Here is a 24,723-nt window from a genome sequence, read left to right on the forward strand (position 1 = left end):
GTATGTCAGAGTTGTCCATGCTATTCTTAATGATTGAACCGTATATAAGGAGTGACATATCCCATGGAGCTATTTAGTCCCACATTCTGGCTGGCTTTGTTGAACGTTGTCTTTATTGATCTCATTCTGGCTGGAGACAATGCTATCGTCATTGGCCTGGCAGCTCGAAATTTGCACCCTTCCGTGCAGAAAAAGGCGATTTTATACGGAACTGGCGGTGCACTACTGATTCGGATTTTGGCAACGGTTGTCGTGTTATGGTTGCTTAAGGTTCCTTGGCTCTTGCTTGTAGGGGGCATACTTCTGATCTGGATTGCCTATAAATTATTGGCGGATCAGGGGGATGAACACAATGATATTCAGGCGGGAACTTCCTTGTGGACCGCTATTCGTACCATTGTGATCGCGGATGCAGCCATGGGATTAGATAACGTGATTGCAGTCGCTGGAGCTGCGCAGCAGCATCTCGTGCTTGTCATTCTCGGACTCTTGATCAGCGTACCGATCATCGTCTGGGGTAGTACCCTGTTTATCAAGCTCATCAATCATTTCCCTTGGATCATCTATGTCGGGGCCATCGTTCTCGGGTATACGGCTTCCAATATGATCACTGAGGAGCAGCGACTCTTGCCTTACTTTACTGAACATCCGGCATTGCGGATTCTCTTCATTGTTGTGGTTATTGCAGGTGTAGTCTTTGCAGGTTATCGCAAACGCTCCAGCAGTTCCAGCCACAAGGGATCTGACGGGGAACAGCAGTACTCCTATTCGTAGGCTAAATTAAACTAAAAATTTCATCTGAATACAGCAAAGGACTGAACGATATTTCATCGGACAGTCCTTTTTTGTAGTTAACATAGCCCTTATTATGTCAGCCATGCTAATTTTTATTGAGTTTAGAACCAGTTATCCTTCATGCCATTGTCTTCTGTCTGATTCGTTACCACAGAAGTTTCACCGGCATGCAGAGTGATCGTTTCAGTTTGTTCCACCGCCTGATCCACCCATTCTGACAAATGGCTCATTGTTGATTCTATTTTATCCACAATTCGAAGATTTGGATTGGTTGAAGGTGACTTTGGTACAAAGAGAGTACAGCAATCCTCATATGGCAAAATAGATATGTCATACGTTCCGATCTGTTTGGACAAGGTAATGATCTCCTGTTTATCCATCATAACCAGTGGTCGCAACAGTGGCAGATCCGTCGCACGACCAATGACATTCATACTCGGAAGAGTCTGACTCGCTACTTGGCCCAGGCTATCCCCGGTGATCAGTGCTAATGCCCGCTCACGCTCGGCAAGTTTGGATGCAATTCGCAGCATTGAACGTCGCATCAGCGTAATAATCAGATTGTCCTGACCCAGCTGGGTAAATGCCGTTTGAATCTCTGTAAATGGAACCAGATGCAGCTTGATTGTTCCTGCATGATCAGCAAGGGCACGCGCCAAATCAATGACCTTCTCTTTGGCACGCTGGCTTGTGAACGGGTAACTGTAAAAATGTACACATTCCACTTCAAGTCCACGGCGCATGGAAGACCAGGCTGCTACCGGGCTGTCTATTCCACCTGATAACAGTACCATCGCTTTGCCATTCGTACCCAGTGGAAAGCCACCTACTGCCGGAATGGTTTCATTGAAAATATAGGTACCCTGATCCCGAATTTCCACTCGCAGTTCGATATCAGGTTGACGAACATCAACACTTAATTGCTGAAACTTCCGAAGAATCGGGGAACCAACCAGATGGTTCATTTCATGGGAAGAGTTCGGGAACTCCTTCCATACCCGCCTTACATTTACCTTGAATGTGGTACCTTCCTTGAATTCGTCTTCCCTTTCGTCCATAAACGCAACTGCTGTTTTCACAATCTCATCAAGCTCGGATGGAGTAACTTTAACCGGACTAATCGACATCACACCGAATACCCGCTTCAGCACCTTAATCAGTTCAGTATGTGATTCACCGCCAAGATCCACATAGACACGGCCATACTCTTTGCGAAGGCTCGCTCCTGGATAAGGTTTAAGCAAAGCTTTCACCTGTGTAATAATCGTTTTTTCAAATCGGGCACGATTTTTCCCTTTTAACATAAACTCTCCGAAACGGAGAAGCAGCATATCATATTTCATATCCATTACATCCGCCTTTCGAGGGGCCGCAACTGGGCCACCATCTGATGTAAAGCCCGCTCAAGCAAGGCTACATCTTCTTCTGTATGTTCATCTCCAAGACTAATACGCAATCCGCCACCAGCACAAGCTGCATCTCTGCCCATCGCAAGCAGAGCCCGACTCGGTTCAGCCGAACGTGAAGAACAGGCCGATTGGGTGGATATCGTTACGCCCAGTTGCTCCAAGGTGTGCAGCGCCACTTCTGCCTTCATCCCGGGATAGGAGAAGTGCACAATATGAGGTGCACCCTCTGTGCGACTGTTCAATTCAAATTCAGGAATGTCACGTATCGTGTCCATCAACCGATCACGGAGCACCGTTGTACGCCGGGCAAAATCAACCTGATCTTCTGCTGCCATTCGCATGGCCTTTGCCATGCCTACCAGCAAGGCCACGTTTTCAGTGCCTGCTCTTAGGCCTTGTTCCTGTGATCCCCCTGACATTAGTGGCGTAAGCTCCACTCCACTTCGCACATACAGGAGACCTGCTCCCTTCGGTCCACGAATCTTGTGAGCAGACAAACTGTACAGATCTGCACCCCAAGCGGCAGGCGTTGCCTTCATTTTTCCAAAGCCTTGAACACCATCCACATGGAAAAGCACCCGTGGTGCTTCCTTTTTGAGCTGTTTGCCGATTTCTGCAATCGGATGGATGGCTCCCGTTTCATTATTTACATGCATCAGACTTACAAGCACCGTGTCGGGCCTGATCGCGTCTACAACCTGCTGAGCGTTGACCACTCCATCGGAATTCACAGGAACTAATGTCACTTCCCATCCCCACTGCTGCAATTGCATAAAACTTTCATACACCGAGGCATGCTCGGTAGCCGTAGTGATGATGTGTCTGCCTCGTGACTGATAACGTAATGCCGCACCTTTTATCGCAAGATTATTACTCTCGGTCGCACCGGAAGTAAATACAATCTCCTCAGGCTTAACGCCGATTGCCGCAGCACAGCCAGATCGTGCACGACGCAGCAACTGATGAGCACGCTCTCCATACCCATGGATGGAGGACGGGTTACCAAATTGTGTCTCCATAATTTCGGCCATCGTACGAATCACATCGGGATGGGGAGGTGTGGTTGCAGCATAATCAAAATATTTCAAATGAGGTTAGACCTCCCTTTATCTCTTCGTTCATGAACCTACAGTGAGCATTGTAACACGATACCCATACAACACAAAAAGACCAACCGGGAACAGGCGTTTCAAGCGCTACTGCTCCCACATTTGATCTCATCCTGCCTATCATGTGTTTTCACAAATGTCTATCTGTGAGTTTAGATCACATATTTCGACTGTGCCTTCTCCACCTTGGAGATATAATTCTGTGTTTCGGAAGGCAAACGGTTAAGTACACTCATCAGTTCGCTATCACTAGACACGCCCAGACGTGAAACACGGCCCGGTCCTGCATTATATGCAGCAAGTGCCATCTTCACTTCTCCACCGAAACGCTGGAGCTGAAGGGAAAGATACTTCGTACCCGCATCAATGTTCTGGGCAGGATCAAATGAATTACTCACACCCAGCCCTGCAGCCGTACCATCCATTAATTGCATAAGCCCTTTGGCACCCGCGGAGGACACGACATTTGGGTTAAAATTGGACTCTGTGTCAATGACGGCCTTGATCAATGATTCAGGAACACCGTATTTGGCACTTGCCTCGGCAATCAAAGATTCATAATCCGTAGGTACAGATGCACCGGAATCCACGATTCCTGTATTGGATGAAGATAATAAAGACCCAACGATGTTATTGGAGACAGAGGACGATCCTGCCGTATTTATATCTGGATTGTACGTGCTTCCGAGTTGCAGCCACAACAAACCGTCACTGGATCTTTTGGAGACCGTAGCGGTGGAATCCGTATTACTCATCGAATTGGTACCCGTACCTAACAGCCCGTCCATCACATTGGCGAAATCCACAGTTGAACCAGCATTTGGTTGTGATCCACTAGTTTGGTTATTCACATTGGACAATTGCAGTTCCAATAACTGCCGCGATCCGCTTGGATCAATCTGCATGAGTTATACCCACTCCCGTATAATTAAGCGTATTATGACCTTATTCTACATGGTTTTACAGCAAGGTTCCATTGTTTTCAAAAAAATATATGAATCTTCCCACCTAACCTGCACATATACGAAAAAAACCTTCTGTAAATCACCGCATTTGGGTGAGAACAGAAGGCTGTTGAATGAACATTTTACACTCTAGCGAGCAAATGGAATCATGAAAAAATAACTCAGCGTGGCTACAATACCGAGTCCGATGGACCAAGCTCCCGCTGTCTTACGACCATTCACATAAGCATAGTAACCCAGAACGGCTGCCGCTGGTCCAAGTACGATTGACCACATGAACAAGGACGCGATGCCGAAGGCCAGCCCCATATAACCTGCGACCTTGCCTGTTGACTCCATGACACGGTCTGCCTCATGTTTCTCAGGTACAGGTTCTGAGCGTTCGGTACCTCCAGTTCTTACGACAGTCGGAGGAGCAACCTCTGCCCCGTATTCTTCCCGATGTGTTTTTCTGGGATAATCGACGCGCATACGCTGTTTTTCACCGTCAACATTGGTTTCAGGGCGATCTTTAAAATTAAACTTATTATCGTCATTTTCCATTTGGAAGCACCTCCGTTATGAAATAGGGATGACTGCTCACTTGGGTTTGAACGTGTGACAGCATGTTGCAGAGGATGTGCGTGCATGATCATGGTGATCGGAGTCAAATGTCTCACCGGCAAATTCCTCATGCAGACGACGGGTGGCATGTTGGTCAATGTCAATCATGATGGCATCAGCTTGGCAGAAGTTGTTCTCTCCCCAAAAGTTGCAGTTGGAGACGCTGCATTTGACAATTGGTTTGTCTTGGCTCATTTTTTATCACCTCGACTACTATTGTCTCCCCGCCACAAACCTGATATTCCCCCGTCAAAATGCCAGATGATGACATGATCAACCTCGTCTGATCCTTACTGAAAACACAAAAAAACCGCCACAAGGGCGGTTTCGTCCAATTTCATATTCAGGTTTAAACGTTCATTAGGCGTGATTCCGTTGATTTTGCATACGGCGCTGAGTCAGGTAATCACTTTCGTAATATGCCAGATCATCGCGCAATTCTTCGTACGTTTTGGAAACCTCAAGAATGACATCCCGTACTGCACGGATTGGCTTGTCACGGAAACGAATGGCATCTTGTCCTGTGTAAGCGTATCTTCCGTCTTCAGAATAACATTCATTTTTGGGATAGAAAAAGCTGTTTACGCATTGGTGATACGTATTATAAAGAGCCTTTTCGGCAAAATCGACATCAAAGTTGGCACGACGCAGCACAACGCCAAGTTTTTCGTAAGAAACTTCAGAAAAAACGAGCAAATGACGGAGATCTGAAAGAAATCCTTTGTAGAAGGCTGTTGATTCTTCCGTCTGATTCTGATCCAGTTCAGGCAAAGCATTCTCATTCAAAAAATTTTCAATCCGATCGATAGCCGGTTTTAACTTTTCCCTAGTTGACTCACATGTTTTCTGTACATTGGCTGCTGACATAAAGGTAGCTCCCCCTTAAATAAGTCCTTACATATAGGTCGGCCAACGGTGGTTTTCCCCTGACCTTTGAATTCTCAGCTATAATCCTACCATAAAAAGATGACGAGCGGTATCCCTTAATCATGCTTTCCGCTTCTGCCGTTAAACATGCCTATTATACGCAGTCAGACTCGAACTCGCCTGCATAAAAATATCCGCTTTTTCTAACGATAGATATAACCAGTGACAACGATGAAGCACTGTTAATGATTGTCCAAAATGAACGAAGGAGGTTCCATCCACCATGTCCAGACCGAAATGGATTAACTGGGCCCTTGCAGCTGGTGCAGGAGCACTCGCCCTGACGCTTCTGCTTCCAACATCAAATCGTCAAGAACCCAAGCCAAGTGCCCTGTCAAATTCTGCTCATGAAGAGCACACGAGTAAGCAGCGTCTGAAAGTGCAGGATGTCAAAGCAACCGATCTTCTGACCCGTATGGATGCCAAGCAACATCTCAGTATCATGCTGGAGAAAACCGCCACAATGAATGGTGCCCAGGTTAGCCGATATGTGAAGGATCTCCAAAGTTCACATGAACATATCAGATCCATTCATCTCATGAATACCAATGGCTCTTTTAACAAACCCTTTGATCAGGCCTCCACACAAGGAAGCAAGTTGGAACAACAGAAACTTCAACATGCGCTCAATCTTGCCAAAAAAGCGGTAAACAAACGCCAAAGTTTTGAATCCTCTTCTTTTCCTTTGGGAAAAGAAAAATATTTTGTTATGGGGCAACCCTCCAAAGATGGCAAAAGAGCTGTCATTGCCTTGTTCAGCCAGAACGTATTAAATGCTGTTGAACAACATCAGCGCAAAAATCTGCGCATGATCCCTTATCCGCGTGAGGGTAAATTCAAAATTGAATCTGTTCACCCGGATACGCTTAACGAAATCACAGTGAAGACCGGACATGATAATGCCAATGCCAGTCATTTTTATGAAAATGAAATCGTCATCCGTTTTCGCCAGGATCCCGGTGAACGGGACATGCGTATCATTAAATCTGATCTGAGAGCGCAATCTGCGCGCAAGCTGGGATACACGTATGTTTTTCGGTCAGAACACATGAGTTACAAACAATTGCATAGTTATTTTGAAAGCAAATGGAATCCACTCTATATGGAGCCCCACTATATGTATTTAACCAATGATACTGTAACTGAACAAACAGATGTAACGATACCCAATGACATTTTGTTCTCCGATTATCAGTGGAACCTGCCTGCGATTGAGACAAACAGAGGTTGGAATATTACCAAAGGAAACAAAGATGTCATCGTTGCAGTGGTTGATACGGGGGTTGATATGAATCATCCTGACCTGAAGGGCAAGCTCCTTGAGGGTTATAATGTGGTCGAGCCGGGAAGCCAACCGATGGATGATGTGGGACATGGAACACATGTCGCAGGCATTATCGGCGCTACTGTCAACAATAATGAAGGCGTGGCAGGCATGAGCTGGTATAACAAGGTACTACCGGTTAAAGTACTCGACAACTCGGGTTCTGGTACCACGTATGCCGTTGCCGAAGGCATCATCTGGGCAGCCGATCATGGAGCCAAAGTTATCAATATGAGTCTGGGCAATTATGCTGATGCACAATTTCTTCATGATGCCATTAAATACGCTTTTGACCGGGATATCGTCCTGATTGCAGCCACAGGGAACGATAATACCGAGCGTCCAGGATACCCTGCTGCTTATCCGGAAGTATTTGCCGTATCTGCTACGGACCCGGATATGAGCAAAGCTTCCTATTCCAACTATGGGGATTATGTAGATGTGATGGCTCCAGGGTCCAGTATCGCCAGTACCTATCCAAATAATCAGTATGCGGCCTTGTCTGGAACGTCCATGGCTAGCCCTCATGTAGCCGCACTTGCAGGTTTGATCCGTTCGTTGAACCCGGACTTGACCAACACGGAAGTGATGGATTTGATGCGCCAAAGTGTTATTGACCTCGGTGATCCGGGTCACGACAAGTATTTCGGCTATGGCCAAATCGATGTCTATAAGGCACTGCAAGCCGCATCAGGCAACAGCGCTCCTTTGCAGTTCTGGCCGCAACATGTCAGACAACAAATGGATAATACGATGAAAAAGTATACTCCTTAATCGTAATAACTCTACTCAGTAAAAATACAAAAGCAGCTGCGCCCCGGGGCGTACGCTGCTCTTTTGGTTTATATCCAATTCCCCGGGGCACCCGCTGCGCTTAGCGCTTGCGAGAAGATGTGCGGGCTTTACTTGATTTTTTTACGGATTTTTTCTTCGGATTATGGCTGGATACATAACAAGGGTCTTCTTCTTTGACAACAACAGGATACATGTGGTGATGAATCGGAACACAGTGATGTTTTTTGATCACTTCAATCGGGTGGATTACAGGCACGATTTGTGGGATGTAATAATCCTCAACAACCTGGATCGGGTCACAGACAATCGGGCAAAGCGGTGGACAGTAATGGTTCATTTCAAAACCAACTCCCTTTCTGGTGATACTATAACCTATTGCAGCAGGTCGAAAGTGGATTGGATGTATGTCCATAGTCCGAAAAATTATATAAGCGGTAGCCTGTCCGCCACTGTCCCACCCTGCCCAGGTGTTACTCTATCAATGACTTGGCACAGTACACGGAGTCCTTCACACAAAAGCTCAACGTTTGTTACAGTGAAGCAGATACGCAGACTTGGTGTATCCATCTCCCCTACATAACAGGCGGAACCTGGCAGGAAAGAAACCCCTGCAGCAAGTGACTGATGATGCAACTCACGCATATCCAGGTTACTCGGAAGTTGAAGCCACAGATTGAGTCCTCCCTCTGGCAAGCGCCATTGCATACCCGTAGTAGCATGCTGTTCCAGCACTTCGGATGCTGCGCACAAGCGAGAATACAATTCATCCCTCAATCGGGATACATAGGCACCGTACTGATTCTGAATGAAAGATTGCAGCGCCTTTTGTGTAAGCAGCGGACTCCCCAAATCGGCCGTAGATTTCGCGGCCACAAGCCGGGTCAATACACTTCCGTCTGCGATGGCGCAGGCTATACGGCAACCGGGAGAGAGCACCTTACTGAAGCTTTTGATATATACGACATGACCTGTCCCATCCATCGATTTAATGGACGCCGGAGGAGGCTCACGAAAATAAAGATCGGCAAAAGGATCATCCTCCAGAATGAGGCAGTGGTAGCTTTGCGCGAGATTAAGAAGCTGTGCCCGTCTTCTTGCACTCATCGTGATCCCTGTTGGATTGTGATAGGTCGGGATCGTATAGATCAGTTTGGGCGGATAGGTATCACATAATCGGGTCAACAGATCAATACGCATGCCTTCGTCATCCATCGGGACCGTAATGATCTTCGCGCCTCTACTCGTAAATACATCAATAGCTCCGGTATAGCTTGGTGCCTCCATGTACACAACATCCCCAGGTCCGACAAAAGTTCGTGCCACAAGATCGATCCCCTGCTGAGCACCACTTGTAATTAACATGCGTTCAGGTGCAGCCTGTAGTCCACGCTCGGCAAAATGTTCGGCAAAGATCTGTCTAAGTTCCCGATCCCCCTGAAAAGATCCGTAAGCTGCCATACGCTCTGTATGATCAGAGGAGAGTCGGTAGGCGCTGTCGATAATCTCGCGTGTAGGCAACAGTTCAGGCTGAATCGCTGACATATGAAGTTCATACCGTACTTGTGGTGACGTATCAAAATGTCTCCAGAGCTGGGCTCGCGGTAAATAATCCACCAGTGCCATCTGCCAATTCCATGACGTACTAGATTCACTGTTGGCATGGTTTCGCTGCGCTCGGTCCACATCCTCCATCTGATCCACGTTCAATGTACCTCTCACATAACAACCTTTCCCCTGGGAGCAGGTGATCAATTGAATCGCTTCAAGTTCAGCATACGCTTTGGATACAGTAACCAGGCTGACACCCAAATCCGCGGTCATTTTACGAACAGAAGGAAGCCGGGTTCCGGGTTCAATGAGTCCTGATCTGATGCGATCGGCAATCGTTAGCGCAATCTGCACGTACAATTTGGTACTGCTTCCCCGCTTTAATTCAATATGCATGTGTGCTCCCCCAACTGTTATGATCTTCATTTTACTGTTATAGTGTAGTCCGTCTATTATAGTTTATAATATCAGTATAACAGTGAATAACAGGAGATGAGAATAACATGAGTATCCCTTGGTCCAAAATGGCACAAAACACCCCGTCCTCTGTCGTTCGCGACATGCTCCAGGCCGCTCAGGCACCTGGAATGATCTCACTAGCCGGTGGATTACCAGCCCAGACTTCATTCCCGCTGGAAGCTATCCGCGTTGCATATGAAAAAGTATTTATGAGCGGAGCAGCCGCTCTTCAATATGCGGAGACTGAGGGTTACCGTCCTCTTCGCGCCAAAATTGCCGAACGTCTTGAATCCAAGGGCATTCCCGCTTCACCCGATCACATGCTTCTCACTACGGGTTCACAGCAATCCATTGACTTGGTTTGCCGCATCCTTCTTGACCCAGGTGACCGCGTATTGGTTGAATCACCAACCTACCTCGCTGCTCTGCAAGTCATTCATTCCTATCAGGCTGAATCTCACGGAGTAGCCTGTGATGATCACGGCATGTTGCCTGAATCTCTGGAGGAACAGCTCCAGTCGCATCGTCCAAAACTTGTCTACATTAATCCCACGTTCTCCAATCCTACGGGAAAAGTGTGGTCACGAGAAAGAAGACAGCAGGCTGTGGATCTGTGCCGCAAGTATGGTGTACTCATTCTGGAAGATGATCCCTATGGTGAAATTCGGTTCAATCCGGAGCAATTGGATGTCCCTGCTCTCGCAGAACTGGATGCAGTATCCTATGACGGCCCTTCTAACGTTATCTACACCAGTACATTCTCCAAAACGGTAGCACCTGGCCTTCGTACGGGCTGGATACTGGCTGCTCCCGATATTGTCAAAATGGCAGCACGAGCCAAACAAGGTGCAGACTTGCACTCCAGCAGCATTGACCAAAGAGCGCTTCATGCACTGCTTGAATCTTTCGATCTGGATGCGCATATCCGCCATATTTCAGAGGATTACGAACAACGCATGAAAACACTGACGACTCTCATGGCAGCCAAAGCCTGGGAAGGCATCTCGTGGAATTCACCACAAGGTGGCATGTTCTTGTGGCTGCAACTGCCTGAAGGCATGCTAGCAAGCAATCTGTTCACATATGGTATCCAGGAGAAAGTGTGCATTGTCCCGGGTGATTCCTTCTATGCAGGTACACCAGAGTTAAACCGCATGCGAATCAACTTTACTCATACGGACCCTGAGCTTCTTCCGGAAGCGGTGGAAAGAATGGATCGCGCCATCCAACGCTGGCATGCTTCCTTGACATCGGACAGTGTTGTTACACTGTAATGAACTGTCATAAACGTTTTGCTGTCCACTAGCGTATGAAGGTTAATGACTTGATATGAGAAACAAAAATAAGGCGGCATGCCCGAGAATCTCGGGCATGCCGCCTTATTTTATAGAACCTGTTATCAACAGGAGTTATGTTTGTTCAGATGTTCATGGGTCCTTCTGATCAGTCAGGCCATCGGATGAATCATACGAGTTGTCCTCGACTGATAGGTGGACTACATTGTGTTGCTATAATGTTGTTGTTGCAGTTAGGAAAGCTTACCGTAAGCCGGGTTCTGTGCTCTTCGTGGTTCATACGGGAACTACCCTCCCACCAGAAGCGACAATCATCTATCTAGGCCATACATTGCTGCACAGCTCAAGCGACCAACCTAGACACACCTCGGGCTAAGGTTGCCTCCTCCGAAAAGGCGGCTGTGTCCCATTAGGTCTTGCTCCAGATGGGGTTTACCAGGAACGAAGTCACCAGCGTTCCTCGGGGTCTCTTACACCTCGGTTCCATCCTTGCCTGTGCCGGAAAATCCGGCCATCGGCGGTCCATTTCTGTGGCACTATCCTTCAACTCGCGCTGACTGGACGTTATCCAGCATCCTGCCCTGTGGAGCCCGGACTTTCCTCTCGTGGCAACAAAGGCCACCAGCGATTGTCTGTCAAACTTTCCGAACAACATTACATAGTATACAGGCATTTAGGTTCCCAGACAAGCTTAATATTACTGGAAGCCGTACATCAACGGTCTTTTTAGATAAACTGGAATACTTCCGTATTTACCTCTGAAGCTGTAACTTGCGTATCATATCGTTTTTCTTCCAAACGGGAACGAAGCCAATCCGCTGTTTTTGGTTTCATAATCTTCTCGGAATTATGTCCCGGGTCGATGATACACATACCTGCCATTAACGCATCATGAGCCGTGTGGTAATCGATATCTCCAGTCACAATAACATCCGCACCTTTGAAGCGGGCAGTGAGCGCATAACGGCTGCCAGAGCCGCCAAGAACCGCAGCTTTTTTGATCTGCTTGTTCAGATCTCCTACTACACGCACATGAGGCACACTGAATTGGGTCTTCACAACCTCCACAAGCTCACCTAATGTCTTAGGTTCCTTAAGGGGTCCCAAACGTCCCAGACCAAGCGTACGGCCCTTTAAATCCATTGCATAGAGGTCATAGGCGACTTCCTCATACGGATGAGCCTTAAGCATCGCCTGAACGACCTTACTGCGCAGACTTTGGGGTACGATGGTCTCAATCCGCATTTCTTCCACACGTTCCATCTGCCCTTGGGTACCGATAAACGGTTGAGTCCCTTCACCAGGTACAAACGTTCCTGTACCTTCCGTGTTGAAGCTGCACTTGTTATATTGACCGATACTACCCGCTCCGGCTTCCAGAATGGCCTGAAGAACCTGTTCATGATGGGTACGAGGCACAAACACAGCCAGCTTGTACAGATGATCTGTGTGTACATCTTCCAACGATTCTTTACTCTCGATGCCAAGTGCCTCGGCCATCCAGTCGTTCATACCACCCTCGGCCACATCCAGGTTTGTATGACTAATATAGACAGCAATATCATGCTTAATCAGCTTTTCATACAATTTACCCATCGGTGTATCTGTACTCAGTGACTTAACCGGACGGAAAATGATCGCGTGATGAGCGATAATCAGGTTGGCACCGATACGAATCGCTTCGTCCACCACTTCATCCGTCACATCCAAAGCAACCAATACGTGACTGATTTCTTTTTGCAAACTGCCGAGCTGCAGACCAATGCGGTCATCCGGTACAGCCAGATGTTTGGGAGCGAGTTGCTCCATCAGTTGAATTACAGTTTGACCTTTGGCAAACATGCCAAAACCTCCTTCAAGTTTGCGATAAGGCGCTCTACCTCAGCCGCCTTGTCCCGGGAAGAATCCTGATCGGATTTGGAGATCGAGTTTACAACCCCTTGCAGCTTGATGATCTCACTTTCCCATTTGGCAAAAAATACATCCGATGGACGATCCACCAAATAAGGTCCCATACGCAGCAGCAAATCTTCCGTTAATTCTGCCCCGCCTTGAAGCGGACGTGCACGATACACCTCTACATTGGCAATCGGGCTTACGGATTGTGGCATCGCCGTTATAATCTCATAGATCTTGCCATCTTCTTCGAGCAACTGTTCTGCTACAACCACCCAGTGATGCTCCAACAACCAGCGTCTGAGGATATCCTCTCCCACATTTGGTTGCAAAATAAGTAACTGGACTCCTTCCAGTTTGGATAAACCTCGGTCCAAAATAGAGGCAATCAGGGCACCACCCATGCCTGCAATGGTGATGACATCCACTTCACCCGCAGTGATCACATCAAGACCGTCTCCACGACGCACCGTTATTTTTTCTTTCAAGCCAGCATCGCTGACTTGTTTGCATGCAGCATCATAAGGGCCAGGATTGACTTCCCCGGCTACTGCACTTGCAGCTTTCCCACTGCGGATTGCGGCTACTGGCAGCAACGCGTGGTCTGAACCGATATCAGCCATGCAGCTGCCATCGGGAATTTGATCATGTATTCGCTGTAATCGATTCGAAAGTTTCATGAAGCACCTACACCATTCATTTAATTTATTGATTTGCATTGAACAAGGAAAAGCGATAAAATAAAATCCAATAAAACATTTCAAGGATGAATTTCCAAAACCAAGAAATCAAGACGTTTAAATTAAAAATAAAGGAGACCCCGCCGCCGCTAAAGCGTCTTACGGAAAGTCTCCCATAGTTCGATTATTCGAGGAAATCCTTGAGTCGTTTACTACGACTCGGGTGACGCAATTTACGAAGAGCCTTGGCTTCGATCTGACGAATACGCTCACGCGTAACACCAAATACCTTGCCAACTTCCTCCAGCGTTCTCGTCCGTCCATCGTCCAGACCAAAACGTAGACGAAGCACGTTCTCTTCACGTTCAGTCAGTGTATCCAATACATCTTCGAGCTGTTCTTTGAGCAACTCATACGCAGCAGCATCCGCCGGAGCAAGTGCTTCCTGATCCTCAATGAAGTCACCCAGATGGGAATCATCTTCCTCACCAATCGGAGTTTCCAGAGAAACCGGTTCCTGTGCAATCTTCGTAATTTCACGAACTTTCTCTACACTCAGATCCATCTCAGCAGCGATTTCTTCTGGTGTCGGTTCACGCCCAAGTTCCTGCAACAGCTGACGGGATACCCGGATCAGCTTATTAATCGTCTCCACCATGTGCACAGGGATACGAATGGTACGCGCCTGGTCAGCAATAGCACGAGTGATCGCTTGGCGAATCCACCACGTAGCATACGTACTGAACTTGTATCCTTTTTTGTGGTCGAACTTCTCAACCGCTTTGATCAGACCCATATTACCTTCCTGAATCAAATCAAGGAACAACATTCCACGTCCAACGTAACGCTTGGCGATACTGACTACAAGTCGAAGGTTCGCTTCAGCCAAACGACGCTTGGCCTCTTCATCCCCGTTCTCAATCCGTTTAGCCAGTTGCACTTCATCATCTGCCGACAGCAGTGGCACACGACCAATTTCCTTGAGGTACATACGGACAGGGTCATTGATTTTGATACCTGGCGGCAAGCTCAGATCATCATCAAAGTGGAATTCGTCCTCTCCCTCTCTGGTGTTGTTCTCGGAATCTTCACTAGGACGAAGTGTAACCTCTTCATTATTTTCATTCACTACATCGATACCCAGATCGCTCAGTTGCTCATAGAACTCATCCATTTGCTCTGCATCCTGCTCAAAAGGAGAGAGTTTCTCTATAATTTCCTTGTAATTCAGCGAAGCTCTTTTTTTACCTGATTCAATCAATTGATCTTTAACCTGATCCAGTGTCAATTCTGTTTCTAGTTCAGTATGCTGATCATTCGCCATAACTCGACTCCCTCCTCCCTAGAAACATCTAATCATCAGACGTTCACTGTCTCTCTAGGGCAATCATTTCAATTGCAATCTGTGCCGCGCGTACAGAATCACCTGCCCGCTCTGCAGCAATCATTTCTTCTTTTTTCAAATCGTACTCTTTCTTACGCGGATGCTTCAGCACTTCCCTGATGCAATCATCGAGCATTTGAATACTCCATTCACCTGGACCATCCATCATCGAGATTGAACTGACCGTTTTTTCCAGGCGATCGTCATGCAGTGAAGACATAAAACGGCTTGTATCCGACGGTTTGCCTTGCGCATAGTAGGCATATAGATAAGCAGCAATAGCTGCATGATCCTCCAAGTTAAAAGCTTCACCAAGATGTTCATTCACGTACTGGGCAGCCTCATCATCCTGCAACATCCAGGCAATCAGTTTGCGTTCGGCAGCGTGATAAGCCGGCAACAGATTCGGTGTAGGCACCTGCCTATTTTGTTGCCTACCATTATTCCACCTTTTCGGGTTATTATCCCCGTACTGGAGGTTATTTTTCATTGCCTCCCGTTCTTCATTACACTCCTGCTTCAATGTTTCGAAGGATACGTCCACTTCTGCAGCCAGTTCACGGAGATACACTTCCCTCTCTGTTGGAGAAGGTAAGGGTGCAATCAATTTTACTGCTTCTTTCGAATAGGCGATTTGTCCGCCACCCTCTAGCAGTATATGGCTTTTTTTTAAGTTTATAAGTTTAAATTTTGTAGTTGTCACGGCACCGTCCACAATCTGGTTTCGGAACCGTTCACCACCATGCTTCCGGATAAAATCATCCGGGTCAAGTCCCTCGGGAATGAGAGCCACTTTGACCTGCAATCCAGCTTCCTCAAGAATAGGGAAATTTTTGAGTGCAGCAGCCTGTCCTGCTCTGTCGCCGTCATAACATATGATGACTTCGTCGCACATGCCTTTAAGCATCAGTGCCTGATTCTCGGTTAACGCAGTACCCATTGCCGCTACACCATTCTGGATATCCTGATCCCATGCGGAGATGACATCACCATATCCCTCAAACAAAATGGCTTGTCTTTGTTTGCGAATTGCATTTTTGGCATGATGCAGATTATAGAGAACACGGCTTTTGTTAAATAACCGGGTTTCCGGTGAATTTAGATACTTCGGTTGCCCATCTCCCAATATGCGTCCTGCAAATGCAATTGGCTTACCGCTCCTGCCATTAATCGGGAACATAATCCGGTCTCGGAATCGGTCCACATATCCCTGACCTTCATTTCGCGGTGACAGAAGTCCACCCTTTTCCATCTCTTCGAGCGGATAGTTACGTTTCTCGAGAAATTGTACCAGTGTGTCCCAACGATTTGGTGCGAAACCAATCTGGAACTGGTCGATCAATTTGTCGCCAAAACCTCTTGAGCGTAAATACTCCATAGCTGACTTGCCATGCTCTGTATTTTTCAACAAAAAATGATACAGCTTCGCGGTAAGCTCATAAGCCTCCAACAGACGTTCAGTCTCCGGATTCACATGAGCAGATTCACGCCCTTGCCAGTCCCCCATAGAGATGTGACTTTCTTCCGCCATCGTTTTGACAGCCTCGGGAAAGGATAACCCTTCGATTTCCATCCTGAATTTGATGGCATTTCCACCCGTGCCGCAACCGTAGCAGTAGAAAATTTGTTTCTCAGGTGTAACGGTGAACGAAGGCGTCTTCTCGGAATGAAAAGGACAGAGGCCCTTCATATACTTCCCCTGTTTGGTCAGATGCACAAATCGGCTCACCGTATCGACAATATCATTCTGCTGTAACACCGATTCAATAATACTTTCGGGTATACCGCCTTGTCCGGTACTCATCTCTGGCCACCTTCATCTCTTCAACACGTAAATATAATTCGATAAACTTACACATTCTCCTGCAAATCTTTTAAAAGTTTTGTCAGTTTATGTTGAAACATTTCTCGATCCTGCTCTGTGAAAGGCTTTGGGCCTTTCCCGTAATGGCCTCTTTTTCGTGCTTTTGCCGCAGTATGACGAGAATCCAACATGAAATCAATGTCACGATCGTTGAATTCACGACCACGAAAAGACAAAACATAACAACGTTTGCCGAGCGCAAGTGCCGCAAGTCCATAGTCCTGAGTGATAACCACATCATATGGCTTAATATGATTAGCAATATACAGGTCTGCGCTCTGATCACTGCGATCCACTTGCACGGTTCGTACCCCTTCTCCTCCTTGAAGCAAATGATCAAATGAAGAGACTAACAGTACGGGGATGTTGAAAAGGCGAGCGGTTTGCGCAATCTCGGTTTTGACCGGGCAAGCATCACCATCCACAACAATGTGACGTATATTTAACTCACTCAAACCCAGACCACCCGGTTTCATAAAATAGCTGCATATTGTTATATACGACCCCGGCCAGGCAAAATCCTTCTGGCACAACAAGGGAAATCAAAGGCTAAAATACGGAGCGGTTGTAAAAAATACATTTCACAACCCGTTCCGTATATTTATACCCTCATATATCCTTCTTTAATACTGAATTTTAGCTTTGCGCCAAGTCTGTGGAAAAGGACTCATGAAATACGCCCAATTACCAAACCAACTTGGAAAAATCAGCAAATCCTTTCAAGTCACGATCAATAGCCGCGAGCAAGGCAAGTCGATTCGCCCGAACAGCTTCATCTTCGGCCATAACCATAACCGAATCGAAGAATGAGGTAATACCATCCTTCCAGGCAGATGCAATAGCCAGTGCTTCAGCAGCATGATGCTGAGTCAACGCCTGACGATATTCTGCATTCGTTTTGCTCCATGCCTCATGTAGCTGACGTTCTCCATCTTCCGTGAACAGTTCTGGATGTACGGAAGCATTGGATGCTTTGGCAGCCAGATTACCCACACGGTTGAACGATTCAACCGTTGTTTTGAATGCGTCTCCTGTCATAACAGCCGCCATCAACGCTTCACCTTTTGGAACCACAGCGCTGATATCATCGAATCCGGAAGAAATTACAGCATCCACTACGTCGTAGCGAACGGTTTCGGACAACAATTTTTTCACACGAAGACCAAAGAAGTCTTGCAGATCTTTACGAACCTCTTCATCTGCACGTTTCAACAGGTTCATCTGGGCATGCACTTGAAGTGCTACTCCGAACACGTCTGACAATGTCAGCGGAAGCTTGTGATCCAGCAAAATCTGTACAATACCTGCAGCCTGACGGCGCAGCGCGTACGGATCCTGTGAACCCGTTGGAATAATGTTGATGGAGAAACAACCCACGATTGTATCCATTTTGTCAGCAGCACTCACAATGGCACCCACAAGAGAAGCAGGGGATTGATCTCCAGCGAAACGTGGCTGATAGTGTTCAAATACCGCTTTGGACACCTCATCTTTTTCGCCGGCTTTACGAGCGTAATCCTCACCCATCACACCTTGCAGTTCCGGGAATTCACCCACCATCAGTGTTACCAGATCGAATTTGCAGATATCTGCTGAGCGGCTAACGGATTCAGCAACATCACCGGATACTTGCAGTTTGGCAGCAAGTCCATCGGCAATCTTGCGAATACGGCGTACTTTATCTCCAACCGTTCCCAATTCTTCCTGGAAGACGATACTTTCCAGCTTCGACAATGCATCCTTAATCTGTAGCTTCTGATCTTCCTCATAGAAGAACTTGGCATCAGACAGACGTGCACGCAAAACTTTTTCATTTCCTTTGGCAATAACGTCCAATGAATCACTTCCACCGTTACGTACCGTCACGAAGAATGGCAACAATTGTCCTTCATTGTCCAGTACAGGGAAATAACGCTGATGCTCACGCATGGAAGTAATCAATACTTCTTGTGGAATATTCAAGAATGAAGAGTCAAATGTTCCGAACAATACGGTAGGTGTTTCCACCAGGAACAGGACTTCCTCCAGCAAGTCTTCCTTAATCGCGATATCCCATTTTTTCTCAGCAGCCAGTGCCTGAATCTGGGATACAATCATCTGTTCACGTTCCTGAATATCAGCAATGACATGTTCTGCACGCAACACTTCCACGTATGAAGACGGATTGGAGATCACGGCCTCCTTACCGAGGAAACGATGTCCGCGAGTTACATTACCCGACTTAACACCTGTCACTTCCAGATCGATAACTTCACTGCCGAGCATAGCCACAATCCAGCGGATTGGACGTACAAATTTGAAATCATAGGAAGCCCAACGCATGAATTTCGGGAACGTCATGGCATGTAATACAGAAAGTAATCCTTCGCCAACCACAGAAGCAGTCTCTACACCTTTGCTGCTCTTTGTTGCATAGATATATTCGACACCGTTCAGTTCCTTGAACGTGAACTGGTCGGGTTCAACACCTTGACTGCGGGCGAATCCGAGTGCAGCCTTGCTCCAATTGCCACTGTTGTCCAGTGCAATTTTGCGTGAAGGACCTTTCACTTCTTCCTCAATATCTTCCTGCTTCTCAGCCACATTTTGAATCAAAACAGCCAGACGGCGCGGTGTGGCATACGCGTTCACTTCACCATAAGCAATGCGGGATGCGTCAAGCCATTTCACGACACGCTCTTGCAGCTGTGCGATTGCTGCGCGCATAAAGCGTGCAGGTACTTCTTCCAACCCGATTTCAAACAACAGATCCTTAGACATGCTCGGCTCCCCCTTTCTTGATCAGCGGGAAGCCTAGCTTCTCACGCTCTTCCATATATGTTGCAGCGACTTGGCGAGCCAGATTACGGACACGTGTGATGTAACCCGTACGTTCCGTTACACTGATGGCCCCACGTGCATCCAACAGGTTGAACGTGTGGGAACATTTCAGCACATAGTCATATGCAGGGAATACCAGATGCTGCGCCATGGCCTTGTTTGCTTCTTCTTCATGCATGTTGAAGAGTGTAAACAGCATTTTGACATCAGATACTTCAAACGTATATTTAGAGTGTTCGAATTCTGGCTGACGGAATACATCACCATAAGTGATACCTTCCACCCATTCCAGATCAAACACATTCTCTTTATCCTGAATGTAAGAAGCCAAACGCTCCATACCATACGTAATTTCAACAGCTACCGGATTTGTCTCGATTCCACCAACCTGTTGGAAATACGTAAATTGTGTAATTTCCATTCCGTCCAACCATACTTCCCAACCAAGACCTGCACAACCAAGGGAAGGATTCTCCCAGTTATCTTCAACAAACCGAATATCGTGTTTGAGCGGATCAATGCCCAGACGTTTCAGACTTTCCAGGTAAATTTCCTGAATATTGTCCGGTGAAGGCTTGATGATTACTTGGAACTGATGATGCTGGTACAGCCGGTTAGGGTTCTCACCATAACGTCCATCCGAAGGACGACGGGAAGGCTCCACATAGGCTACTTTCCAAGGTTCGGGTCCAAGCGAACGCAAAAAGGTCATCGGGTTCATCGTACCTGCCCCTTTTTCCGTATCGTATGGCTGGACAATAATACAGTTATGCTCGGCCCAGAATTGTTGCAGCGTTAGAATCATCTGCTGAAAATTCATAATCATGCTCCTTTTCAATGGTTTGTTAGCAAGCTTAGGACGGTGAAGACAACAATAAATAGCCCCCGTCCTACGCCTGTTGTACAGACGTAGGGACGAGAGCTATTCCCGCGGTTCCACCCTACTTGGCTTAGATCAAACAGGATGATCCTGTTCGTTCCAGCCCACTTTTCCGTGTCCATTCATGCTCCCGAGTGCCGTTTCAAAGACCGATTCAGCCAGGCTCCCACCATCCCCGGCTCGCTCATTCATGATTCTCAAGTGTTATACAACGACTTGTCTCCATAAATGCAATAAATCTAGTCCTTTACTTTCTCGTTCAATGCATGTCTCATAAAGAGAAATTATATTTCATAATATATAAAATCTAGTATGAAGTCAAGATATAGTTTCACTTCCACCAAAACGCCTCAAATCCCGTACTTCTCCATCTGATCGAGGAAAGAACGGGATTTAAGATTCAGACCAAGCTGATGATCCATAAAGGCACGCATCAACTTTTTGATCTCATCACGGGTAGACTCACTCACTGATATATTCCCCAAGCGCTGCAGATCCAACTGTGCGAACAAACGCAACAACTTCAGAGCCTTTGGACTTACTGACATCGCTGGAGGATCGAAATGTTTGCATGCTCGACACAAGACTCCACCAAGTCTGGGGCTTATAAACAACTGCTCATCTGGTCGCTCCTGGTTACAGGAGATGCACTCATCGAACTGCGGACCATATCCGGATGCCTGTAATATTTTCATTTCGTACAGACTTGTAATAACAACCGGATCTTTCTCTTCCTTCAACGCCTGCAAACACGCCTTTAACTGTTTGAACCAAAATGTACCTGTCTCTTCATCCTGAAGCACCCGATCCAATAGTTCACACGCATAAGAAGCATATGAGGCCTTGACCAGATCTTCACGCAAATCATGATAAGATTCAACAATTTCTCCAGCGTTCAGTGTGCCTAGACCTGTATTGCGAAAATATACATATTGACCATACGTAAACGGCTGCACCAGTGCAGCATGTCGGCTCTTGGGCTTTTTGGCACCGCGGACGAGTACCCCTACTTTCCCGCCGCTTTCGGTGCAAAGCGTAATGATTTTGTTCCCTTCGCCGTAGTCCATGCTGCGGATGACAATCCCTTCCACCCTGTATAGCATGCCTCGTCACCTAACCATTCCCGAATCAGCCAATTATCCTTCGGCTTCTTCATCTTCAATCACTTCCCTTGCATTATCCGACTCCTGTCCTAACGAGTTACACGCCTCGGTATATAACAAATAGGACTCCACATCCCCCGTCATCGCAAAAACCTTCCACGAAAAATCTCGCATCGGAATTTCATCCTCTCTTCGGAAATGACGTCTGCATCTACCAAATAGGATGGAGTCTTGCAAGGTAAACTATGTGTTGCAATTACTGGATACAATTCCGAAGATTAGTCGCGGCCAAAGCCAAGGTCACGTAGAACTCTATCCTGATTTCTCCAGTCTTTTTTCACTTTAACCCACAGGTCCATGAAAATTTTGGAGCCAAGCAAATTCTGAATGTCATGTCGAGCTCGTTTACCCACTTCTTTCAGAAGGGCACCTTGCTTGCCGATAATGATGCCTTTTTGCGAATCCCGTTCCACAAAAATCACGGCTGAGATATAAACGACACCATTATCCTGCACTTTCATATCTTCGATCGTTACTGCAATGGAGTGAGGCACTTCTTCACGAGTCATTTGCAGAATTTTCTCACGAATCAACTCGGCACATACAAACTGCTCCGGATGGTCAGTAACCTGGTCATCAGGATAGTACTGTGGACCTTCAGGCAAATACTTGCCGAGCTGTTCCAACAACGTGCTGACGTTGCTGCCAAGCATGGCAGAGACAGGAACGATTTCAGCGAAATCGTGAAGCTTGCGATACGTCTCAATGAGTGGAAGCAGTGCTTCCGGCTCAATTTTGTCAATTTTATTCATGACAAGAATGACAGGCGTACGAATATTTTTCAACTGTTCCGCAATATAACGGTCACCGCCACCCATGCCTTCCGAAGCATCAATCAGGAACAACGCTGCTTCTACTTCTCCAAGTGTGTTCAGAGCAGTCTGGTTCATGTAATCGCCAAGTTTGGATTGACGTTTGTGAATACCCGGTGTGTCCAGAAATACGATTTGTTGATGTTCGGATGTATACACACCATGAATTTTATTACGTGTGGTTTGTGGCTTGTCCGACATGATCGCAATTTTCTGTCCGATCACCTGGTTCATCAGTGTGGATTTACCTACGTTTGGACGTCCAATAATAGCTACAAAACCGGATTTGAATGCTTGTTTTTTCATATGTTCCTCCTCAGGCGCCTAGGCCTGGAATATTGGTTTATTTTTTGGCAGAATTCAGATCAGAAGGCCCAAAAGCCCAAGGTAACAGTTCAGCAACGGTGGTCTCTTGAAGATCACCCTTCATGTTCCCCAAGATAACTTTCATATCCGGTTCACACAGTTCGTACATCACCTGACGACATACGCCACATGGAGCAATCGGACCATCCGTGTCGCCCACAATGGCAATCGCTTTGAAGCTGCGAGGCTTCTGCCCACCTGCAATGGCACTGAACATCGCCGTACGCTCAGCACAGTTACCTGGTGTATACGCAGCATTCTCAATATTACAACCATGATGCACATGACCTTCACTGTCAAGCAAAGCCGCGCCTACACCAAAATGGGAGTATGGCGTATACGCCTTCGTACGTGCCTTAATTGCCTCTTGCATTAACAAACCGTTATCCATCATTATTCTCTCCCTTAGGGTGCAATATAAAGTTAGTACCTACGAATTAAGTTCAACCAAAGCCAAATTCACACTAGTCACTCCGAGTCCAGAATAACCCTTCGATCGCTGTTATCCCCAGATTTTTTGATTCACTTTTTCAATGTGAAAATCCGGTGATAAAGGCGAACGCTTCGCTTCTACAGGTTTATTTCTGTCCTCTTCGTTATCGTGTGATGTCTACAAGTTCCACTTTTAAAAAAGGTCTAACTTCACAAATTTGTGTAGTATTAAAATCAAAACAAGGTTAAAACAAAATCATTACAAACCCAGCCAGCTCATCACCGGCTTAATGAAAACGATACAACCGATGATGACGGCGAATACCGCAGCCAGCAGAACTGCCCCAGCCGCGGAATCCTTTGCCGCTTTTGCCAGCGGATGGATATGGGGGTGTGCCAAGTCAACCGCTGCCTCTACAGCCGTGTTCATCAATTCAGTCACCAGGACCAAAAAGACAGCGGTCAGCACAAACATCCAATCCGTTCTTGAGATTCTGAAAAAAAAGCCGGCTACACACATCAAAATAGCCACTCCCGTGTGAACTCTCACATTACGCTGAGTCCGCAACCCATATGCGATTCCTTCCGCAGCATTGCGGAATACCAGACCCCAGGAGCGCCTTTTCATTATCGTGTCAACCCGGCCTGGGCCAATACCGCTTCTTGTTTGCCCATCATTTCAGCCTCACTTGCTTCATCCTGATGGTCGTATCCGAGCAGGTGCAAGAAACCATGGACAAACAGAAAACCAAGTTCACGTTCAAATGAGTGTCCATACTCTTCACTTTGCAGGATGGTCCGTGGTACGGAAATGATGATGTCTCCAAGAACATCCGGCATTTCTTCCATTTCTTCATCTTCGTCCAGCTCATAGATAATATCGAGCTCTTCATCCACCGTTTCGTTCATCGCAAAAGACAGTACATCCGTAGGACGATCAATACCGCGATAATCACGGTTCAACTCATGGATCTGCTCATCGTTTACAAAAGTCAGAGCCACTTCCCCGTCTGCAACACCTTCCGCTTCTCCGGCGAGATTCAGCAACTGTTCCAGCATTGCAATCATTGGGTCTGTAATTTCTTTATCCTGTTGTTCATTATTCCATGCCAGATTAAGACTCATTCTTTCATAACTCCTGTCTGCTCATATTAGAGGTTGTTCAAAAAGCCTTACTAGCTTCATTCCATCTTCTCG

The 24,723-nt window shown here is 46.8% G+C and carries 24 protein-coding genes and 1 other RNA gene; 3 read left to right on the forward strand and 22 right to left on the reverse strand.

Annotation, left to right across the window (positions count from 1 at the left end; translation table 11 throughout):
• The first annotated feature begins 63 nt into the window (after window positions 1–63).
• Complete coding sequence (locus tag MHB43_RS22730) at window positions 64–774, forward strand: TerC family protein (RefSeq protein ID WP_405130476.1); 711 nt, start codon at window positions 64–66, stop codon at window positions 772–774.
• Window positions 775–896: 122 nt separating this feature from the next.
• Here the strand turns inward: MHB43_RS22730 and thiI are convergent, their stop codons facing one another.
• The 6 genes from thiI to MHB43_RS22760 form a co-directional block, all read right to left on the reverse strand.
• Window positions 897–2,138, reverse strand: a complete 1,242-nt coding sequence (thiI, locus tag MHB43_RS22735) for a tRNA uracil 4-sulfurtransferase ThiI (protein ID WP_405132461.1) — start codon at window positions 2,136–2,138, stop codon at window positions 897–899.
• A gap of 5 nt (window positions 2,139–2,143) precedes the next feature.
• Complete coding sequence (locus MHB43_RS22740) at window positions 2,144–3,292, reverse strand: cysteine desulfurase family protein (protein ID WP_339178007.1); 1,149 nt, start codon at window positions 3,290–3,292, stop codon at window positions 2,144–2,146.
• Window positions 3,293–3,465: 173 nt separating this feature from the next.
• On the reverse strand, window positions 3,466–4,218 hold the full coding sequence (locus tag MHB43_RS22745; RefSeq protein ID WP_237174367.1) for a lytic transglycosylase domain-containing protein: 753 nt from the start codon (window positions 4,216–4,218) through the stop codon (window positions 3,466–3,468).
• Between the two features lie 189 nt (window positions 4,219–4,407).
• Window positions 4,408–4,821 carry a hypothetical protein gene (locus MHB43_RS22750; RefSeq protein WP_221822001.1) on the reverse strand — a complete coding sequence of 138 codons (414 nt, stop codon included), beginning with the start codon at window positions 4,819–4,821 and terminating at the stop codon, window positions 4,408–4,410.
• Window positions 4,822–4,857: 36 nt separating this feature from the next.
• Window positions 4,858–5,076, reverse strand: coding sequence for a DUF1540 domain-containing protein (locus tag MHB43_RS22755; RefSeq protein ID WP_076211597.1), 219 nt, complete (start codon window positions 5,074–5,076; stop codon window positions 4,858–4,860).
• Between the two features lie 165 nt (window positions 5,077–5,241).
• Complete coding sequence (locus MHB43_RS22760) at window positions 5,242–5,748, reverse strand: YpuI family protein (RefSeq protein WP_017687263.1); 507 nt, start codon at window positions 5,746–5,748, stop codon at window positions 5,242–5,244.
• Between the two features lie 283 nt (window positions 5,749–6,031).
• Between MHB43_RS22760 and MHB43_RS22765 the strand changes: the two genes are divergently transcribed.
• Window positions 6,032–7,906 carry a S8 family peptidase gene (locus MHB43_RS22765; protein WP_405130477.1) on the forward strand — a complete coding sequence of 625 codons (1,875 nt, stop codon included), beginning with the start codon at window positions 6,032–6,034 and terminating at the stop codon, window positions 7,904–7,906.
• A gap of 100 nt (window positions 7,907–8,006) precedes the next feature.
• Here MHB43_RS22765 and MHB43_RS22770 read toward each other — a convergent pair whose 3' ends face one another.
• Both MHB43_RS22770 and MHB43_RS22775 read right to left on the reverse strand, forming a co-directional pair.
• Complete coding sequence (locus MHB43_RS22770) at window positions 8,007–8,264, reverse strand: hypothetical protein (RefSeq protein WP_076211601.1); 258 nt, start codon at window positions 8,262–8,264, stop codon at window positions 8,007–8,009.
• 86 nt (window positions 8,265–8,350) lie between these two features.
• Window positions 8,351–9,871 (reverse strand): PLP-dependent aminotransferase family protein, encoded by a 1,521-nt coding sequence (locus tag MHB43_RS22775; protein WP_405130478.1) that lies wholly within the window; start codon window positions 9,869–9,871, stop codon window positions 8,351–8,353.
• 107 nt (window positions 9,872–9,978) lie between these two features.
• Between MHB43_RS22775 and MHB43_RS22780 the strand changes: the two genes are divergently transcribed.
• Window positions 9,979–11,208, forward strand: a complete 1,230-nt coding sequence (locus tag MHB43_RS22780) for a PLP-dependent aminotransferase family protein (protein ID WP_221821996.1) — start codon at window positions 9,979–9,981, stop codon at window positions 11,206–11,208.
• 255 nt (window positions 11,209–11,463) lie between these two features.
• Here MHB43_RS22780 and rnpB read toward each other — a convergent pair.
• From rnpB to ybeY, 14 genes are all read right to left on the reverse strand, one after another.
• An RNA gene (gene rnpB, locus MHB43_RS22785) (RNase P RNA component class A) lies at window positions 11,464–11,873 on the reverse strand.
• An 82-nt stretch (window positions 11,874–11,955) separates the two neighbouring features.
• Window positions 11,956–13,071: a Nif3-like dinuclear metal center hexameric protein gene (locus MHB43_RS22790; protein ID WP_339178018.1), complete on the reverse strand. Its 1,116-nt coding sequence runs from the start codon at window positions 13,069–13,071 to the stop codon at window positions 11,956–11,958.
• Window positions 13,047–13,805, reverse strand: a complete 759-nt coding sequence (locus MHB43_RS22795) for a class I SAM-dependent methyltransferase (RefSeq protein WP_339178021.1) — start codon at window positions 13,803–13,805, stop codon at window positions 13,047–13,049. The genes MHB43_RS22790 and MHB43_RS22795 overlap by 25 nt, the downstream gene beginning before the upstream one ends.
• A 184-nt stretch (window positions 13,806–13,989) precedes the next feature.
• A complete protein-coding gene (gene rpoD / locus MHB43_RS22800; RefSeq protein ID WP_017687256.1) occupies window positions 13,990–15,129 on the reverse strand; it encodes an RNA polymerase sigma factor RpoD in 1,140 nt (379 codons plus the stop codon).
• Between the two features lie 43 nt (window positions 15,130–15,172).
• Complete coding sequence (dnaG, locus tag MHB43_RS22805; RefSeq protein ID WP_221821991.1) at window positions 15,173–16,993, reverse strand: DNA primase; 1,821 nt, start codon at window positions 16,991–16,993, stop codon at window positions 15,173–15,175.
• Between the two features lie 47 nt (window positions 16,994–17,040).
• Window positions 17,041–17,508 (reverse strand): YaiI/YqxD family protein, encoded by a 468-nt coding sequence (locus tag MHB43_RS22810; protein ID WP_017687254.1) that lies wholly within the window; start codon window positions 17,506–17,508, stop codon window positions 17,041–17,043.
• Between the two features lie 229 nt (window positions 17,509–17,737).
• Window positions 17,738–19,813 carry a glycine--tRNA ligase subunit beta gene (glyS, locus tag MHB43_RS22815; RefSeq protein WP_405130479.1) on the reverse strand — a complete coding sequence of 692 codons (2,076 nt, stop codon included), beginning with the start codon at window positions 19,811–19,813 and terminating at the stop codon, window positions 17,738–17,740.
• Window positions 19,806–20,693, reverse strand: a complete 888-nt coding sequence (glyQ, locus tag MHB43_RS22820) for a glycine--tRNA ligase subunit alpha (RefSeq protein WP_017687252.1) — start codon at window positions 20,691–20,693, stop codon at window positions 19,806–19,808. The genes glyS and glyQ overlap by 8 nt, the downstream gene beginning before the upstream one ends.
• Window positions 20,694–21,103: 410 nt before the next feature.
• Window positions 21,104–21,856: a DNA repair protein RecO gene (gene recO, locus MHB43_RS22825; protein WP_339178032.1), complete on the reverse strand. Its 753-nt coding sequence runs from the start codon at window positions 21,854–21,856 to the stop codon at window positions 21,104–21,106.
• A 33-nt stretch (window positions 21,857–21,889) separates the two neighbouring features.
• Window positions 21,890–22,030, reverse strand: coding sequence for a YqzL family protein (locus MHB43_RS22830; protein WP_074095877.1), 141 nt, complete (start codon window positions 22,028–22,030; stop codon window positions 21,890–21,892).
• 104 nt (window positions 22,031–22,134) lie between these two features.
• Window positions 22,135–23,034, reverse strand: a complete 900-nt coding sequence (era, locus tag MHB43_RS22835) for a GTPase Era (RefSeq protein WP_076211614.1) — start codon at window positions 23,032–23,034, stop codon at window positions 22,135–22,137.
• A 37-nt stretch (window positions 23,035–23,071) separates the two neighbouring features.
• The gene (locus MHB43_RS22840) at window positions 23,072–23,485 is read right to left on the reverse strand and encodes a cytidine deaminase (protein WP_076211616.1); all 414 of its coding nucleotides are present in this window, start codon (window positions 23,483–23,485) and stop codon (window positions 23,072–23,074) included.
• Between the two features lie 300 nt (window positions 23,486–23,785).
• Window positions 23,786–24,154 carry a diacylglycerol kinase family protein gene (locus MHB43_RS22845; RefSeq protein WP_339178036.1) on the reverse strand — a complete coding sequence of 123 codons (369 nt, stop codon included), beginning with the start codon at window positions 24,152–24,154 and terminating at the stop codon, window positions 23,786–23,788.
• The gene (gene ybeY / locus MHB43_RS22850) at window positions 24,154–24,651 is read right to left on the reverse strand and encodes an rRNA maturation RNase YbeY (protein ID WP_036615036.1); all 498 of its coding nucleotides are present in this window, start codon (window positions 24,649–24,651) and stop codon (window positions 24,154–24,156) included. Before ybeY ends, MHB43_RS22845 begins: the two co-directional genes overlap by 1 nt.
• Window positions 24,652–24,723: the final 72 nt, after the last annotated feature.

This window comes from Paenibacillus sp. FSL H8-0317 (assembly GCF_045040685.1).
Lineage (GTDB): Bacteria > Bacillota > Bacilli > Paenibacillales > Paenibacillaceae > Paenibacillus.

What these genes read in the sequence shown, in the direction of transcription:
- MHB43_RS22730 (WP_405130476.1), top strand. Translation starts at nt 64, where the DNA reads ATGGAGCTATTTAGTCCCACATTCTGGCTGGCTTTGTTGAACGTTGTC.
- thiI (WP_405132461.1), bottom strand. Translation starts at nt 2,138, where the DNA reads ATGAAATATGATATGCTGCTTCTCCGTTTCGGAGAGTTTATGTTAAAA.
- MHB43_RS22745 (WP_237174367.1), bottom strand. Translation starts at nt 4,218, where the DNA reads ATGCAGATTGATCCAAGCGGATCGCGGCAGTTATTGGAACTGCAATTG.
- MHB43_RS22750 (WP_221822001.1), bottom strand. Translation starts at nt 4,821, where the DNA reads ATGGAAAATGACGATAATAAGTTTAATTTTAAAGATCGCCCTGAAACC.
- MHB43_RS22755 (WP_076211597.1), bottom strand. Translation starts at nt 5,076, where the DNA reads ATGAGCCAAGACAAACCAATTGTCAAATGCAGCGTCTCCAACTGCAAC.
- MHB43_RS22760 (WP_017687263.1), bottom strand. Translation starts at nt 5,748, where the DNA reads ATGTCAGCAGCCAATGTACAGAAAACATGTGAGTCAACTAGGGAAAAG.
- MHB43_RS22765 (WP_405130477.1), top strand. Translation starts at nt 6,032, where the DNA reads ATGTCCAGACCGAAATGGATTAACTGGGCCCTTGCAGCTGGTGCAGGA.
- MHB43_RS22770 (WP_076211601.1), bottom strand. Translation starts at nt 8,264, where the DNA reads ATGAACCATTACTGTCCACCGCTTTGCCCGATTGTCTGTGACCCGATC.
- MHB43_RS22775 (WP_405130478.1), bottom strand. Translation starts at nt 9,871, where the DNA reads ATGCATATTGAATTAAAGCGGGGAAGCAGTACCAAATTGTACGTGCAG.
- MHB43_RS22780 (WP_221821996.1), top strand. Translation starts at nt 9,979, where the DNA reads ATGAGTATCCCTTGGTCCAAAATGGCACAAAACACCCCGTCCTCTGTC.
- MHB43_RS22790 (WP_339178018.1), bottom strand. Translation starts at nt 13,071, where the DNA reads ATGTTTGCCAAAGGTCAAACTGTAATTCAACTGATGGAGCAACTCGCT.
- MHB43_RS22795 (WP_339178021.1), bottom strand. Translation starts at nt 13,805, where the DNA reads ATGAAACTTTCGAATCGATTACAGCGAATACATGATCAAATTCCCGAT.
- rpoD (WP_017687256.1), bottom strand. Translation starts at nt 15,129, where the DNA reads ATGGCGAATGATCAGCATACTGAACTAGAAACAGAATTGACACTGGAT.
- dnaG (WP_221821991.1), bottom strand. Translation starts at nt 16,993, where the DNA reads ATGAGTACCGGACAAGGCGGTATACCCGAAAGTATTATTGAATCGGTG.
- glyS (WP_405130479.1), bottom strand. Translation starts at nt 19,813, where the DNA reads ATGTCTAAGGATCTGTTGTTTGAAATCGGGTTGGAAGAAGTACCTGCA.
- glyQ (WP_017687252.1), bottom strand. Translation starts at nt 20,693, where the DNA reads ATGAATTTTCAGCAGATGATTCTAACGCTGCAACAATTCTGGGCCGAG.
- recO (WP_339178032.1), bottom strand. Translation starts at nt 21,856, where the DNA reads ATGCTATACAGGGTGGAAGGGATTGTCATCCGCAGCATGGACTACGGC.
- MHB43_RS22830 (WP_074095877.1), bottom strand. Translation starts at nt 22,030, where the DNA reads ATGCGAGATTTTTCGTGGAAGGTTTTTGCGATGACGGGGGATGTGGAG.
- era (WP_076211614.1), bottom strand. Translation starts at nt 23,034, where the DNA reads ATGAAAAAACAAGCATTCAAATCCGGTTTTGTAGCTATTATTGGACGT.
- MHB43_RS22840 (WP_076211616.1), bottom strand. Translation starts at nt 23,485, where the DNA reads ATGGATAACGGTTTGTTAATGCAAGAGGCAATTAAGGCACGTACGAAG.
- MHB43_RS22845 (WP_339178036.1), bottom strand. Translation starts at nt 24,154, where the DNA reads ATGAAAAGGCGCTCCTGGGGTCTGGTATTCCGCAATGCTGCGGAAGGA.
- ybeY (WP_036615036.1), bottom strand. Translation starts at nt 24,651, where the DNA reads ATGAGTCTTAATCTGGCATGGAATAATGAACAACAGGATAAAGAAATT.